This window comes from Klebsiella sp. GB_Kp047, assembly GCF_040065235.1.
Classification (GTDB): Bacteria; Pseudomonadota; Gammaproteobacteria; order Enterobacterales; family Enterobacteriaceae; genus Klebsiella; species Klebsiella quasipneumoniae.
In genome coordinates, this window is sequence record NZ_JBEAJG010000028.1 from 287,002 (window position 1) to 302,348 (window position 15,347).

Below are 15,347 nucleotides of genomic sequence, written 5' to 3' on the forward strand. Positions count from 1 at the left end.
ATGGCGAACGATCAGGAAGTGAAGTACCTGGTACCGGGTCTGGAGCGCGGTTTACAACTGCTGCTGGCGTTTGGCGAACAGCATCGCGATCTGACCTTTGCCGAGCTGCATCGGCTGGTGGATATGCCGAAAGCGACCGCCTATCGCGTGGTGCAGACGCTGGAATATATGGGCTTTCTTGAGCGTAACGCCCGCACCAATACCTTTTCGCTGGGCATGAACGTACTGCGTCTGGGCTTTGAATATATCGCCTCCCTGGATGTCGCTCAGGTGGGTCAGCCGGTCATCGAGCAACTGCGCGATATCAGCCAGTGCAGCAGCCATCTGGCGATCCGCGACGGCCGCGACATTATCTACATCGCCCGCGTGAGCGCTGCCGGTTCGCGTATCAACCAGGTCAGCGTCGGAACGCGGCTACCGGTGCACTGCACCTCGCTTGGTCGCATGCTGCTGACCGATGTTTCCCGCAGCGAGTTTGAACAATTGTTCCCGGATGAACGGCTGCCGGGCAATACGCCGGGCCAGTTGCATGACCGCGAAGCGCTGTGGCAGATGGTGCAGCAGGATAAAGCTCGCGGCTACGTGATTGGCGAATCGTTCTACCGCCACGGCATCTCATCGATTGTCTATCCGGTCTTTGACCGCAGCGGCCGGGTGGCGGCGGTCGTCAGCATTCTGGTGCCGTCGGACGAGATCCCGCAAAGCGATCGCGAGCGGTTGCAGAACGACGTCAGTATGGCGGCGGACAAAATTTCCGGCTTCCTCGGATATTTGTCACAGGCAAGTTAAATCAACAACTTAACAGCAGGCGCTTGATTGCGTCGGGCATGTCTTACGCCCAAATTCGGGCGACTGAACGGTAAAGAGGCGACGAATAATGAGTATTACCGGAATTGAAAAGCTGGAATTTGGCGTAGACGACCTGAACCACTGCGCCAAATTTATGCGCGATTTTGGCCTGACCGCCGACGCCAGCGGCCGCGCGTTTGCCACCCTTAGCGGCGCGCGGGTCGAACTTAACCCAACCGATGCCGCTGACTTACCGCCAGCTTTTGAGGCGGGCAACACCCTGCGTCGCATGACCTGGGGCGTTGCGGATCGGGCGACGCTGGATGCGCTGCGCCCGAAGCTGGAACGTCAGCCCGGTTTCCGTGAAATCGATGGCGCGCTGGAGTGTCGTGACCCTAACGGTATGACGCTGCGGGTGCAGGTTAGCCAGCAAACAGCGGTGGAACTGAACGTCGAGCCGATTAACCAGTGGGGCGATGTGCGTCGCATCGACACTCCGAGCCCGGTGTACGACCGCGCGCAGCCCATTAATGTCGGCCACGTGGTGTTCTTCGTGGAAGAACTGGCGGCGGTGGAAAGTTTCTATCGCGAAGTACTCGGCTTTCAGGTGTCAGACCGCTACATCAATCGCGCGGTGTTCCTGCGCTGCGGCGTGCGCGGTGGACACCATAACCTCTTCTTATTGCAGTTGCCCAACCGAAAACGCGGGCTAAACCACGTCGCGTTTACCGTACGGGATATTCATGAAGTGATCGGCGGCGGCATTGCGATGAATAAAAACGCGTGGAGTACTTTTATCGGCCCTGGCCGCCATCCGGTCTCCTCGGCCTACTTCTGGTATGTCAACAGCCCGACCGGCGGCGCTTTTGAGTACTACACCAACGATGATTATCTGACGGAAAACTGGCAGCCGCGCGAGCTGGAGCATTCACTCGTGTCCTTTACCGAATGGGCAGTGGAAGGCGGTATCGATCACGATACCCGTCGCCAGCAGAAAAAACCGGAGGCGGTATGACGGCGCGGATTGCCATTATCGGCGGCGGCCAGGCTGGCGGCTGGGCAGCGAAAACGCTGCGTGATGAAGGGTTTAGCGGCGAGATTTGCGTGGTTGCCGAAGAGCAATGGGATTTTTACGAGCGCCCGCCGTTGTCGAAGGCGGCGTTGCTGGAGGCCGAACCGGCGCTGCCGCGGTTATTTAGCGCCGAGGCGCAGCAGGCGCTGAACCTACGCTGGTATCGCCCGCTGCGTGCGGATTCGATCGATCGGCAAAATAAAACCGTGGCGCTGAGCAACGGCGAAACGCTGGCATATGACCAACTGCTGATCGCTACCGGCGGCCGGGCGCGACTGCCGTCCGAGGGCTGGGCGCAGCATCCGCAGGTTTATACCCTGCGCCACTGGCAGGACGCGCAGCGTCTGAAGCAGCGGCTGGCATCGGCAACGCGGCTGGCGATCGTCGGCGGCGGCTGGATTGGCCTCGAAATCGCCGCCTCGGCGCGCAAAAGCGACGTGGCCGTAACCCTTTACGAGCAGCAGCCGGCGCTGTGCATGCGCTCGGTCAGTATGGAGGTCTCGCAGGCGCTGGCGCAACTACATCGCCAGCAGGGCGTTGAGATTCGCGGCGGCTGCGGCGCGCTGGAGCTGGAAGATGATAACGGCCTGCCGACTCTGCACTGCGACGGCCAGCGGGAAACCTTCGATGCGGTAGTGGTGGGGATCGGCGTCGATCTGAATCTCGAACTGGCGCGCGATGCCGGGCTCACTGTCGATCGCGGGATTGTCGTTAATGCCCAGGGGCGCAGTAACGATCCGGCGATTTTCGCCGCTGGCGATGTCGCTCAGCACCATCAGTACGGCCTGTGCATTCAGTCGTGGGCCTTTGCGCAAAATCAGGCCATCGCAACGGCGAAAGCGATGCTCGATCCGCAGGCCAGCGGCTACGACGAGGCGCCCTGGCTGTGGTCGGATCAATACGATCGCAATATCCAGATCCTCGGGATCCCGCAGGCGGGCAGCCGCACCATTGTGCGTGACGAGCCGCAGGGCGCGATCTACTTCTCCCTGAATGCCGATGGACGCTTAACTCAGCTGGTGGCCTTCAATAATGCACGTATCGTGAAGCTGGCGAAGCGCTGGATGGCGGCGGGAAGGGATCTCTCTAACGTCCCGCTCGCTGACCCGACTTTCTCGCTGATGTCATTGCGATAAGTAACGCGAACCCTTAAGGGGGAGAAATGACCACATTAGAGACCAACGCCGCGCCTGCAGAGGCGAGCGGCGAGGGCGTCCGCACGCCTGAAAAAGCAGTTCGTTGGGCCATTCCGCTGTCCCTGCTGGCCTGCGTGCTGCTGGCTTTTTTCGACAAAATCAGTATCGCCGCGCTGTTTTCCGATAGTCACTTCCAGCAGGCGATGGGCATCGATTTCGACACCACCCGGCTGGGCATTCTGATGAGCGCCTTTTTGCTGAGTTACGGCTTCTCGTCAGTGTTATTAAGCGGCCTTGGCGACCGGATTGCGCCGCTGCGTCTGCTGACTGGAATGATGGTGGTGTGGTGCATCCTGATGGTGATCATGGGTTTCACCCACAACTACGCGCTGATGGTGATGCTACGCGTCCTGTTGGGCATCGCCGAAGGGCCGCTGTTCCCGCTGGCGTTTGCCGTGGTGCGCCACACCTTCCCGCAGCGGCTACAGGCCCGCGCCACCATGCTGTGGCTGCTCGGCACGCCGGTTGGCGCAGCGTTGGGATTCCCGCTGTCAATTTGGCTACTTAATACTTTCGGCTGGCAGAGCACATTTTTCGTGATGGCGATGCTGACGGTACCGGTGCTGATTTTTGTGCGCATCGGGCTGCGCGGCGTGCAACTGGAGGCGAGAGCGAGCAGCGATAAAACCTCGCAGGAAGCGCGCCGCAGCGCGCGTCGCGAGCTCTTTGTGAGTCCGCATTTTTGGATGATCTGCATCTTCAACATCGCCTTTCTCGCCTATCTGTGGGGGATCAACGGCTGGCTGCCGGGCTACCTGATTAAAGGTAAAGGCATTCATCTGGAACACGCCGGCTGGCTGTCGTCGATGCCGTTTATCGCCATGTTGCTAGGCGAAATTATCGGCGCCTGGCTGTCCGACCGCGTCGATAGGCGCGCCGCCGCCTGCTTTATTTCCCTGGCAGGCGCGGGTATTGGCCTGGCGGCAGTGATGCATTTCACCACGCCGCTGCCGGTAATCGCGGCGATGAGCTTTAGCACCTTTATGTGGGGCACCGGCGCGCCGAACATTTTCGCCCTACTGGCTAAAGCGACCCATCCACGGGTCAGCGCCACGGCGGGGGGGATTTTCAACGGGCTGGGAAACTTTGCCGGGGCGCTATCGCCGGCGGTGATGGGCGCGCTTATCGCCTTCACCCATAGCATGGATTCCGGGCTGATTTTTCTGGCAGTGATGGCGGCGGTGGGCTGCGCCCTGTTACTGCCGCTGCTGAGACGTTACTGAGGATAAAACGATGACTGATTCAACCGTAACTGCAAAACAGAGTTTGAAACCTGACCATTTGACGATGGAAGAGTGGGTGGAGTCGCGTATCGCGCGCTTCGAAGGCCGTAAATACGACTGGAATGCGCTGAAATTCCAGGCCGATTTCGACCCCAAATATCGCCGCGCGCAGATGCGCTACATCGGCACCGGCGCCACCGGCGTCGCCAGCGATACCAACACCGTTCCGGCGGAGCACTTCACCTTTTCCACCATGGTGTTGCCGTCCAAATGTGAAGGCCCGCTGCATCTGCATGATGACGTAGAAGAGGTGTTCTTCATGCTCAAAGGGCAGATCACCCTGATGATTCAGGATGGCGACAACTATACCGAAACGGTACTGCGCGAACGCGATCTGATCTCGGTGCCGCCTGGAATTTACCGCGGTTTGTTTAACCACGGCGAAGAGGAGGCGCTGATGTGCGTGATGCTGGGCACGCCGAAACCGCATGTTCCGACTTATCCGGAAGATCATCCGCTGTCAAAAGTGAAGCGTAACTAAGGAGCGATGATGACGGGTTTTCGTGAACAAGGATGCGGGGTACCGCTGACGCTGCTGCACGGCATCAGTTCCGGCGCAGCCTCCTGGCATAAACAGATGGCGCTGCCCGGCTACCGCGTCCTGGCCTGGGATATGCCCGGTTATGGCGAAAGCCCGATGCTTGCGGCGGCGCCGGCGGATGCTGGCGATTACGCTGACGCGCTGGCGCTGATGCTGGACCGTGCCGGGGTAGAACAAACCGTACTGGTCGGCCATTCGCTGGGCGCGTTGGTGGCGGCTGCCTTCGCCGCGAAATATCCGCAGCGGGTGCTTTATCTGGTGCTGGCCGACGTCGCGCAGGGCTACGGTCAGGCGGAGGTCGCACAGCGGGAAAACGTCTGGCTAGGGCGTCAGCAGCAGATAGCGCAAGGCGGCGAGGCGATGGCCCAGGGGCGAGCGGCAAAACTTCTGCGCCCTGGCGCGCGCGAAGCTGATGTGGCGACGGTGGCGGCGGGGATGCGCAGGCTACGCCGCGACGGTTATCTCGCCGCGGCCTGGATGCTGGCTCATGACGACATTCACCGTTGGCTCGCCGACTATCGCGGTCGTCTCTCCGTGTGGTGTGGCGAGCAGGATGCCATTACCCAACCGGAGTTAGTGCAGGGAGTGGCGCTGCGTTACGACGCTCCTTACATCGCTATCCCGCAGGCTGGGCATGCCTGCTATCTCGATAACGAAATCTTTTTTAATCAACAGCTTTTACGCATAGGGGAAGAGGTGCGCGATGAATGCACAAATTGAAGGACGCGTCGCGGTCGTCACCGGCGGTTCGTCAGGAATCGGCTTTGAAACGCTGCGCCTGTTGCTGGGCGAAGGGGCGAAGGTCGCCTTTTGCGGCCGCAACCCGGATCGTCTGGCCAGCGCCTATGCAGCACTGCAAAACGAATATCCAGAAGGCGAGGTGTTCTCCTGGCGCTGTGACGTACTGAACGAAGCGGAAGTTGAGGCGTTCGCCGCCGCGGTCGCCGCGCGTTTCGGCGGCGTCGATATGCTGATTAATAACGCCGGCCAGGGCTATGTCGCCCACTTCGCCGATACGCCACGCGAGGCCTGGCTGCACGAAGCCGAACTGAAACTGTTCGGCGTGATTAACCCGGTAAAGGCCTTTCAGTCGCTGCTTGAGGCGTCGGATATCGCCTCGATTACCTGTGTGAACTCGCTGCTGGCGTTACAGCCGGAAGAGCACATGATCGCCACCTCTGCCGCCCGCGCCGCGCTGCTCAATATGACGCTGACTCTTTCGAAAGAGCTGGTGGATAAAGGCATTCGAGTGAATTCCATTCTGCTGGGGATGGTGGAGTCCGGGCAGTGGCAGCGCCGTTTTGAGAGCCGAAGCGATAAGAGCCAGAGTTGGCAGCAGTGGACCGCCGATATCGCCCGTAAGCGGGGGATCCCGATGGCGCGTCTCGGTAAGCCGCAGGAGCCAGCGCAAGCGCTGCTATTCCTCGCTTCGCCGCTGGCCTCCTTTACCACCGGCGCGGCGCTGGACGTTTCCGGCGGTTTCTGTCGCCATCTGTAAGGAAAGATGATGAAAAAGGTCATGTTAATTGGCTATGGCGCGATGGCCCAGGCGGTGATTGAACGCCTGCCGCCGCAGGTGAGGGTGGAGTGGATCGTGGCGCGCGAATCGCATCACGCAGCGATCTGCCTGCAGTTTGGTCAAACGGTGACGCCGCTTACCGATCCGCTGCAATGCGGTGGGACGCCGGATCTGGTGCTGGAATGCGCCAGTCAGCAGGCGGTCGCGCAGTACGGCGAAGCGGTGCTGGCGCGCGGCTGGCATCTGGCGGTGATCTCGACCGGTGCGTTGGCGGACAGCGAACTGGAACAGCGTTTACGCCAGGCGGGTGGCAAGCTGACGCTGCTGGCTGGCGCGGTGGCCGGAATAGATGGCCTGGCGGCGGCGAAAGAGGGGGGGCTTGAACGAGTGACCTATCGGTCGCGTAAAAGCCCGGCCAGTTGGCGCGGTAGCTATGCTGAACAGCTTATCGACCTCAGCGCGGTCAATGAAGCGCAGATTTTCTTTGAGGGCAGCGCCCGCGAGGCGGCCCGGTTATTCCCTGCGAATGCCAACGTGGCGGCAACCATCGCGCTGGGCGGTATCGGCCTTGACGCGACCCGGGTACAGCTGATGGTCGATCCGGCTACGCAACGCAACACCCATACGCTACACGCCGAAGGATTGTTCGGCGAGTTTCACCTGGAGCTGAGCGGCCTGCCGCTCGCCAGCAATCCGAAAACATCGACCCTCGCGGCACTGAGCGCGGTACGCGCCTGCCGTGAACTGGCATAACGCAGAGAGGCTGAGATGGACGAATTAGACATTTTTATCGGCGGCCAGTGGCGTCGCGGCGGCGGCAATTTGATGCACAGCCAGTTTCCGGCGGATGGCGCTATTAACGCGGCGCTGCATGCGGCAAGCCTCGATGATCTGCAGGAGGCGATCGACTGTGCCGACCGCGCCTGGCGGGAGCCAACGTGGCGGGCGATGCTGCCGCATCAGCGGGCGAAGATCCTGCATAAGGTCGCGGAACTGATAGAGGTGCAACTTGATGAGTTAAGCCAAAAGCAGAGCCGCGATAACGGTAAGCCGCTGGCGGAGGCGCGGGGACTGGTGATGAGCGCGGCGGGGACGGCGCGCTATTTTGCCGCCGCCTGTGAACTGCTGGAGGGCGAGCTGCCGACGCCGCGGCAGGCGGATCTATTGACCCTGAGCCGCTATGAGCCGCTGGGCGTAGTGGCGGCGATCACCCCGTGGAACTCGCCGATCGCCAGCGAAATGCAGAAGGTGGCCCCGGCGATCGCCGCCGGAAATGCGGTGATCCTCAAACCGGCGGAAGCCACGCCGCTGATGGCGCTGGAGCTGGCGAAGATCTTTGAGCAGGCCGGTTTACCCGCCGGACTGCTGAGCGTGCTGCCGGGTAAAGGATCGATTATCGGCGATGCGCTGGCCCGCCATCCTAAGGTGCGCAAAATTTCCTTTACCGGCGGCACCACCACCGGACGTCACCTGGCGCATGTGGCGGCGGAAAAACTGATCCCGGCGTCGCTGGAGCTGGGCGGCAAATCACCGACCATCGTGCTGGAAGATGCCGATATCGAACAGGCGGCGCGGGGCATCTGCTACGGCATTTTCAGCTCCGGCGGCCAGGCCTGTATTGCCGGCTCGCGGCTGTTTGTTCATGACAAAGTGTACCCGCAATTAATGGCCCGCCTGCTGGAGTTAACCCAAGGGCTGCGGGTTGGTCACCCGTTCAACGCTGGCACCCACGTCGGGCCGCTGATCAACGATAAACACCGCCAGAGCGTGCAGGAGTACGTCGAGCTGGCGAAACGCGAAGGCGGCAGGGTGCTATGCGGCGGCGAGATCCCGGCGGATCCGGCACTGGCGGCAGGCAGCTATTTCCTGCCGACCATCATTGAAGGGCTGAACAATCAGGCCCGCGTTTGCCAGGAAGAGATCTTCGGGCCGGTACTGGTGGCGATGCGTTTTCGCGATGAAGCGGCGTTAATCCGTGAGGCCAATGATTCGGTCTTTGGGCTGGCGGCGGGGATCTGGACGCGCGATACCGGCCGCGCGCTGCGTCTGAGCGAGCAGCTGGAAGCCGGTACGGTGTGGATCAACACCTACAAAGTTTTCTCCATTTCGACCCCGTTTGGGGGCTTTAAAGAGAGCGGTCTGGGCCGCGAAAAAGGGATCCAGGGGCTGAAGGCCTGGATGCAGCAAAAGAGCATTTATCTGGCGACGGGTAATAGCGTCAACCACTGGTGCGACTGAGAAAGGGTGAGCAATGAGCGAAATGATAACCGTCGGCGATGCCATCGCCAGAACGCTGGAGCAGTATCACGTTGAAGCCATTTATGGCGTCATTTCTATCCATAACCTGCCGATCGCCGATGCCGTCGGCCAGCGGGAAAAAATCCGCTTTGTTCCGGCGCGAGGTGAAGCGGGCTCGGTGACCATGGCTGACGCCCACGGCCGTTTTTCAGGGCTCGGCGTGGCGCTGACCAGTACCGGCGCGGGGGCGGGTAATGCGGTCGGCGCGCTGGTTGAGGCGATGAACGCCGGTACGCCGCTGCTGCACCTGACCGGACAGGTCGAAAAAGCCTGGCTGGACGCCGACACCGGTTTTATTCACGAAACCCGCGATCAGTTGACCTTTCTGAAAGCCAGTTCGAAGCGCGCTTACCGCATTAGCAACGCCAACCAGGCGGTGGCTATCCTGCATAAGGCGATTCAGGAGGCGCAGACGCCGCCGTGCGGCCCGGTCTCGGTGGAGATCCCAATCGACATTCAGAGCGCCAAAATTCCGCCTTCACTGCTGACCGCGCCGCTGAAACGCGCTCCGGCGGTTGAGCCGGAACCGGCGATGGTCGATGCGCTGTGGGCACAGCTTAAGCAGGCGAAGCAGCCGCTGCTGTGGCTTGGCGGCGGCGCGTTAGAGAGCGGCGAGGCGGTGAAGACGCTGGCGGATGCCGGGGTGACGGTGATTTCCAGTACCCACGGCCGCGGCATTCTGGCAGACAGCCATCGCGCCAGCCTGCGCGCGTTTCATAATTCTCCCTCGGTTGAAGCGCTGATTTCACAATGTGATTTCACACTTGTGGCCGGTTCCCGGCTGCGCAGCAACGAAACGCGCTCATGGACGCTGGCGCTGCCCACGCCGAGGGTGCAGATTGATATCGACCCGGCGGCGGCCAGCCGTAACTACCTGATGGACAACACGCTGGTGGCGGACTGCCGCGCTTTATTAGACGCGCTGGCGAAGCGGGTACAGGGCCGGATATGGGGCGATGCGCATTGGGATAGCCAACTTAAAGAGGCGGTAGAGGCGGCGGAGCAGGGGCTGCGCGACCAGTGCGGCGCTTACGCTAAATTGAATGACGCGATTGCGCAGGCGCTGCCCGATGACGGCATCCTGGTGCGCGATATTACCGTTTCCGGCAGCCTGTGGGGCAGCCGTCTGTTCCGCGCTCACGGTCCGCTGATGAATATCCATTCTCTGGCCGGAGCCATCGGTATGGGGCTGCCGATGGCGGTGGGCACCGCGATTGCCAATCCGCAACGGAAAGTGGTCGGCCTGGTCGGCGACGGCGGCCTGAGCCTCAACCTTGGCGAACTGGCGACCCTGGCGCAGGAGAAGGCCAACGTGACGCTGTTGATTATGAACGATGGCGGCTACGGCGTGATGCGCGGTATTCAGGATAAGTACTTTGGCGGTCGCCAGTATTACAACGAGCTGCACACGCCGGACTTTACCCTGCTGGCGCAGGCGATGGGTCTGCAGGCGTGGAGCGTGGATCGGGCTGAGGATTTTCAGGCGGTGATGACCGAGGCGCTGGCGATGCCGGGGCCATCGGTGGTGGAAGTGAAGATGGGCCAGATTGGCGCGCTGCGCTTTGCCGGCCCGCCGCAGAAGACGCTGTATTAATGATAACCCAGTGACCCCAACCCTCTCCCTTCCGGGGAGAGGGTACCGTACGGCACAGGGGGTTAATCAAGGCGCCGGACGGTTGCTCCTGCGCGCCGGGAGAGGGCCGACCCGCAGGAGAGGGTTCATGACGTGCCTAAAACACGTTAAACGGATATTCGACGTAGAACCGCACTTCATTGCCGCTGACGTTATAGTCGCTGGCGTTGCTGGAAACCCGCAGTACCGAATACCGGAGTCTGAATTTCAAATCTTTCGCCGCCCCGTTTTGCACCTGGTATTGAACCTGATTGAACCATTCGTGTTCTTTGCCGTTGCTGGTCTCTGACGTTTTAATGTTATCCCCGCGCACGTAGGCGGTGGTCCAGGTCAGCCCCGGTAGCCCCAGCCCGGCAAAATCCAGTCCGTACGATGCCTGCCAGGAACGTTCATCTTCCCCGTTAAAATCAGACCAGTAGGAGTTGGCCAGCCAGATGGTGTTCCCGCCATCGCCGACGCCGCCCTGGTTCTGGTAGCCGCCATAGTGGTAGCCGGTGCTGCCGCTGCTTTGCTGGTAAGCGACTTTAAAGGTGTGAATATCCCAGATATAGCTGGCGGCCAGACTCCAGATGTTGTTACTGCGTCCGGTGTCATTGGCATCGGCATATTCTTGATCCAGACGTGAGTGATAGCCGTTGAAATCGAGAATCAGCTGCTGGCTGGCGGCGAACGGCTGCTTAAAGTTGAGGCCAAGATACTGTTTGTTCAGCACATCTTCGACATGCGACGCGTACAGCGCGCCGCTGAGCTGGTCGTTGAACCGGTAGCTTGCCCCGCCGAAGGTGAGGCTTTTCAGACCGCTGTTGTGGCTGTCGTCACTTTTACGCTGCTGATCGGTCAGGTAGCCGGCGTTAATGTCCAGACCGTCGATTTCGCGTGAGGTCAGCATGGTGCCGGTATAGCTCTCGTAGAGCAGGCGCGAGTCGTCGGCGTAGACGATGGGCAGCATTGGGCGCTGGCTGCCGTAGCTGAGCACGGTATTCGAAAAGCGCATTTTGCCGGTGGCGCTGAATTTCGCGAGGTCGGATTTTGCCCGGCCGTCGTCATCCTGGGCGAAAAAGTCGATGCCGCCCGCGCCGCTACGGCCGCGGCCGCCGTCGAGACGCACGGCGTACTGGGCGATGCCGTCCACGCCGAAGCCGACCGGCCCCTGGGTAAAGCCGGATGCGAAGGTGGCGATAATTCCCTGGCCCCATTCGGCTTTATCCGGCAGCCCATCGCGATAATCGCGTTTGATATAAGCGTTACGTAAAAAGAGATCCAGATGACTGTCGTCAATAAAGCCCTGGCTGGTCGATTGTTGGCTGGCGAAAGCCGGTGCGGCGGCAATAATGCCAAGTGCGATGAATGGTAATTCTTTTTTCACTGAGGGCACTTCTCTGTCTGTCGATATATTCAAGGGAATCACTGCAATCGCGATATTCTCCTGAAATAATGTCGAAAGCAATCATTGTGTGAGCAATGGTATCGGCAGGAAACAAGCGGTGTGGCGCGCGCTGGCTGCGTTTGGCGAAGAGGGGTGGACTATTTAATATTTGGTCGAACCCGGTTCTGAAAGGCGGATTGCGTACGCCGTTTTTCATTTGCCAAATAATATATTGCTGAGTAACAGCATATAAAATAATTGGCTGCGACGAGGTGCAATCATAATTAACGGTTTGTGCGCTTAAATTATCAATTGATGCGGCTAAATATTTTTACTGGTAGATAAAAAAGGGAGGCAGACATGCCTCCCGCTGGCGGTTATTTAATCCCGTCGGCCTTCATGCGATCGCGAATATGCTGCGCGCGGGCTTCCGATGCCGGGTGATCGTCAAACATCGAGCTCTGACGGCCGGCTTCCAGCTTGGCCAGTTTTTCGAAGCTGGTGGCCAGTCCCGACGGATTGATGCCGCGCTTACGCAGCAGATCGTAAGAGTAGTCGTCCGCTTCCGATTCCTGGCGCTGGGAGAACTGCGAGTTCACCAGTTTTTCACCCAGATCGCCGAGCTGCGACTGGGACAGGCTGCCGACGATGCCGCCGGCGGAGGCCGCCGCCGCGCGCACGGCGTTGGTGCCCAGGGCAACCTGCATCCCTTTCTTCACGTGGCCCAGCGCGACGTGGCCCATTTCGTGGCCGATCACCGCCTCGACTTCATTATCGTTCATCAGATCCATCAGCCCGCTGTAGACGCGGATGCAGCCGTTGGCCATGGCGAAGGCGTTGACATCCTTGGTCTCATAGACCTTGTAGTTCACGGGCTGACCATTGATGTTATCGCCCAGCGCAGCCGCGATTTTGTTCAGCCGCTGGCTGTATTCACTGCTGGCCGGGGCGATTTTCGCTTTGGCGTCCATCTCTTTACAGGCCTGGTCGCTTAAGGTTTTCACCTGCGCGTCGCTGAGGGAGTATGCCTGGAAGGCTTCGGCCCCTGAGCTGAGCAGACCGTTGGAGTCCATGTTCTGACATCCGGTGAGCGTTGCTGCGATCCCAAGAGCAAGTACGGTTGAGCGAATTTTCATTTTTTATCTTCCACAATCTTATGGTTGTTTATCCGACAATACGGCGACGGCAGGGAACCGTATTCTGCGTAAATTATAAAGAGTATCGCAGGATACGGGCGAGCGGATTCCGGCGTAGCACAACCTGTTCCAGAGATTTCTTAAAGGGCAAAAGGATGCTCCATGTACATGACTTGTCGCTTGGGTTACATTGTTCACACTTTTTTCCGGCGTAGCCCAAAACGCGCTCTCGTCAAGTCGTTAAGGGCATGGCCTTCAACAGTCCGAACTGGAGTCAAAATGTCCTCACGTAAAGAGCTTGCTAACGCTATTCGTGCGCTGAGCATGGACGCTGTACAGAAAGCCAAATCCGGCCACCCGGGTGCCCCGATGGGTATGGCTGACATTGCCGAAGTGCTGTGGCGTGATTTCCTGAACCATAACCCGAACAATCCGGCCTGGGCTGACCGTGACCGTTTTGTACTGTCCAATGGCCATGGTTCGATGCTGATTTACAGCCTGCTGCACCTCACTGGCTACGATCTGCCGATTGAAGAGCTGAAAAACTTCCGCCAGCTGCACTCTAAAACGCCGGGCCACCCGGAAGTCGGCTACACCGCGGGCGTGGAAACCACTACCGGTCCGCTGGGCCAGGGTATCGCTAACGCGGTCGGGATGGCTATCGCCGAGAAAACTCTGGCGGCGCAGTTCAACCGTCCGGGGCACGACATCGTCGACCACTACACCTACGCTTTCATGGGCGATGGCTGCATGATGGAAGGCATTTCTCACGAAGTGTGCTCCCTGGCTGGTACCCTGAAGCTGGGCAAACTGGTGGCCTTCTATGATGACAACGGCATCTCCATCGACGGCCACGTTGAAGGCTGGTTCACCGACGATACCGCCAAACGCTTTGAAGCCTACGGCTGGCACGTGGTGCGCGGCGTTGACGGTCACGACGCTGACGCCATCAAACGCGCGGTAGAAGAAGCGCGCGCGGTTACCGACAAACCGTCCCTGCTGATGTGCAAAACCATCATCGGTTTCGGTTCGCCGAACAAAGCCGGTACCCACGACTCCCACGGCGCGCCGCTGGGCGACGCCGAAATCGCCCTGACCCGCGAAGCGCTGGGCTGGAAACACGCGCCGTTTGACATCCCGTCTGACATCTATGCGCAGTGGGATGCCAAAGAAGCTGGCCAGGCGAAAGAAGCGGCCTGGAATGAGAAGTTCGCTGCCTACGCCAAAGCTTTCCCGCAGGAAGCCGCCGAATTCACCCGTCGTATGAAAGGCGAGATGCCGTCTGACTTCGACGCGAAAGCCAACGAGTTCATCGCGAAGCTGCAGGCCAACCCGGCGAAAATCGCCAGCCGTAAAGCCTCTCAGAACGCCATCGAAGCGTTCGGTCCGCTGCTGCCGGAATTCCTCGGTGGCTCCGCAGATCTCGCGCCATCTAACCTGACCCTGTGGTCTGGTTCTAAGCCGATCAACGAAGATACTGCCGGTAACTACATTCACTACGGCGTGCGTGAGTTCGGTATGACCGCTATCGCCAACGGTATCGCGCTGCACGGCGGTTTCCTGCCGTACACCTCCACCTTCCTGATGTTCGTGGAATATGCGCGTAACGCGGTACGTATGGCGGCGCTGATGAAGCAGCGGCAGGTGATGGTCTACACCCATGACTCCATCGGTCTGGGCGAAGATGGCCCGACTCACCAGCCGGTAGAGCAGGTGGCTTCCCTGCGCGTGACCCCGAACATGTCCACCTGGCGTCCGTGTGACCAGGTGGAATCCGCGATTGCGTGGAAATATGGCGTTGAGCGTCAGGACGGCCCGACCGCGCTGATCCTGTCCCGTCAGAACCTGGCGCAGCAGGAGCGTACCGCAGAGCAGCTGGCGAACGTGGCCCGCGGCGGTTACGTGCTGAAAGATTGCGCCGGCCAGCCGGAGCTGATCTTCATCGCCACCGGTTCGGAAGTTGAGCTGGCGGTTGCCGCGTGGGACAAACTGACCGCCGAAGGCGTGAAGGCGCGCGTGGTCTCCATGCCGTCCACCGACGCGTTCGACAAGCAGGATGCGGCTTATCGTGAATCCGTACTGCCGAAAGCCGTGACCGCGCGCGTTGCCGTGGAAGCGGGCATCGCTGACTACTGGTTCAAATATGTTGGCCTGAACGGCGCTATCGTTGGCATGACCACCTTCGGTGAGTCTGCGCCGGCTGAGCAGCTGTTCGAAGAGTTCGGCTTCACCGTCGACAATGTGGTCGCTAAAGCGAAAGCGCTGCTGTAATCGCTGGTACGGTGCGGGCTAATGCCCTCACCCCAACCCTCTCCCACAGGAGAGGGGGCAAGCACCAAAAACGGTAACCCAAGGGTTACCGTTTTTGCTTTTACCTCGTCACCCGGCTTTTTTGTATCTGCTATTCCTGAACCATGTAATACGGTTGTAAATTATTCCAGCAAAAATGTGATGTGAGTCATATAGCTGGTTTATTGCGCTGGACAAACATTCCTTTTATTCCTCGTTTGGCTT

General features: G+C 59.9%; 13 protein-coding genes. 11 read left to right on the plus strand and 2 right to left on the minus strand.

Annotated elements, in window-relative coordinates; genetic code table 11:
• The 10 genes from ABLV76_RS09880 to ABLV76_RS09925 all read left to right on the plus strand — a co-directional run bounded on the left by ABLV76_RS09880 (position 1) and on the right by ABLV76_RS09925 (position 10,292).
• On the plus strand, positions 1-789 hold the full coding sequence (locus ABLV76_RS09880) for an IclR family transcriptional regulator (protein WP_004205158.1): 789 nt from the start codon (positions 1-3) through the stop codon (positions 787-789).
• A gap of 88 nt (positions 790-877) precedes the next feature.
• Positions 878-1,804, plus strand: coding sequence for a VOC family protein (locus ABLV76_RS09885; RefSeq protein WP_064178210.1), 927 nt, complete (start codon positions 878-880; stop codon positions 1,802-1,804).
• Entirely contained in the window at positions 1,801-2,997 is a 1,197-nt protein-coding gene (locus ABLV76_RS09890) for an FAD-dependent oxidoreductase (RefSeq protein ID WP_049004126.1), read from the plus strand. Before ABLV76_RS09885 ends, ABLV76_RS09890 begins: the two co-directional genes overlap by 4 nt.
• Before the next feature lie 26 nt (positions 2,998-3,023).
• Positions 3,024-4,280, plus strand: a complete 1,257-nt coding sequence (locus tag ABLV76_RS09895; protein WP_004205154.1) for an MFS transporter — start codon at positions 3,024-3,026, stop codon at positions 4,278-4,280.
• Positions 4,281-4,290: 10 nt separating this feature from the next.
• A complete protein-coding gene (locus tag ABLV76_RS09900) occupies positions 4,291-4,821 on the plus strand; it encodes a cupin domain-containing protein (protein WP_025999198.1) in 531 nt (176 codons plus the stop codon).
• A gap of 9 nt (positions 4,822-4,830) precedes the next feature.
• Positions 4,831-5,601 carry an alpha/beta hydrolase gene (locus ABLV76_RS09905; protein ID WP_348878307.1) on the plus strand — a complete coding sequence of 257 codons (771 nt, stop codon included), beginning with the start codon at positions 4,831-4,833 and terminating at the stop codon, positions 5,599-5,601.
• Positions 5,585-6,379, plus strand: a complete 795-nt coding sequence (locus ABLV76_RS09910; protein ID WP_017899777.1) for an SDR family oxidoreductase — start codon at positions 5,585-5,587, stop codon at positions 6,377-6,379. Before ABLV76_RS09905 ends, ABLV76_RS09910 begins: the two co-directional genes overlap by 17 nt.
• A 9-nt stretch (positions 6,380-6,388) precedes the next feature.
• Positions 6,389-7,153 carry an aspartate dehydrogenase gene (locus ABLV76_RS09915; RefSeq protein ID WP_017899778.1) on the plus strand — a complete coding sequence of 255 codons (765 nt, stop codon included), beginning with the start codon at positions 6,389-6,391 and terminating at the stop codon, positions 7,151-7,153.
• Between the two features lie 15 nt (positions 7,154-7,168).
• Positions 7,169-8,638: an aldehyde dehydrogenase gene (locus ABLV76_RS09920; RefSeq protein WP_017899779.1), complete on the plus strand. Its 1,470-nt coding sequence runs from the start codon at positions 7,169-7,171 to the stop codon at positions 8,636-8,638.
• Between the two features lie 13 nt (positions 8,639-8,651).
• A complete protein-coding gene (locus ABLV76_RS09925) occupies positions 8,652-10,292 on the plus strand; it encodes a thiamine pyrophosphate-binding protein (protein WP_053809963.1) in 1,641 nt (546 codons plus the stop codon).
• A 136-nt stretch (positions 10,293-10,428) separates the two neighbouring features.
• Here the strand turns inward: ABLV76_RS09925 and ABLV76_RS09930 are convergent, their stop codons facing one another.
• Positions 10,429-11,697 carry an OprD family outer membrane porin gene (locus ABLV76_RS09930; RefSeq protein WP_348878297.1) on the minus strand — a complete coding sequence of 423 codons (1,269 nt, stop codon included), beginning with the start codon at positions 11,695-11,697 and terminating at the stop codon, positions 10,429-10,431.
• A 377-nt stretch (positions 11,698-12,074) separates the two neighbouring features.
• Positions 12,075-12,833: a M48 family metallopeptidase gene (locus ABLV76_RS09935; RefSeq protein WP_017899781.1), complete on the minus strand. Its 759-nt coding sequence runs from the start codon at positions 12,831-12,833 to the stop codon at positions 12,075-12,077.
• 279 nt (positions 12,834-13,112) lie between these two features.
• On the opposite strand from ABLV76_RS09935, the gene tkt reads away from it, so the two are divergent.
• Entirely contained in the window at positions 13,113-15,104 is a 1,992-nt protein-coding gene (gene tkt / locus ABLV76_RS09940; protein ID WP_017899782.1) for a transketolase, read from the plus strand.
• Positions 15,105-15,347 lie beyond the last annotated feature (243 nt).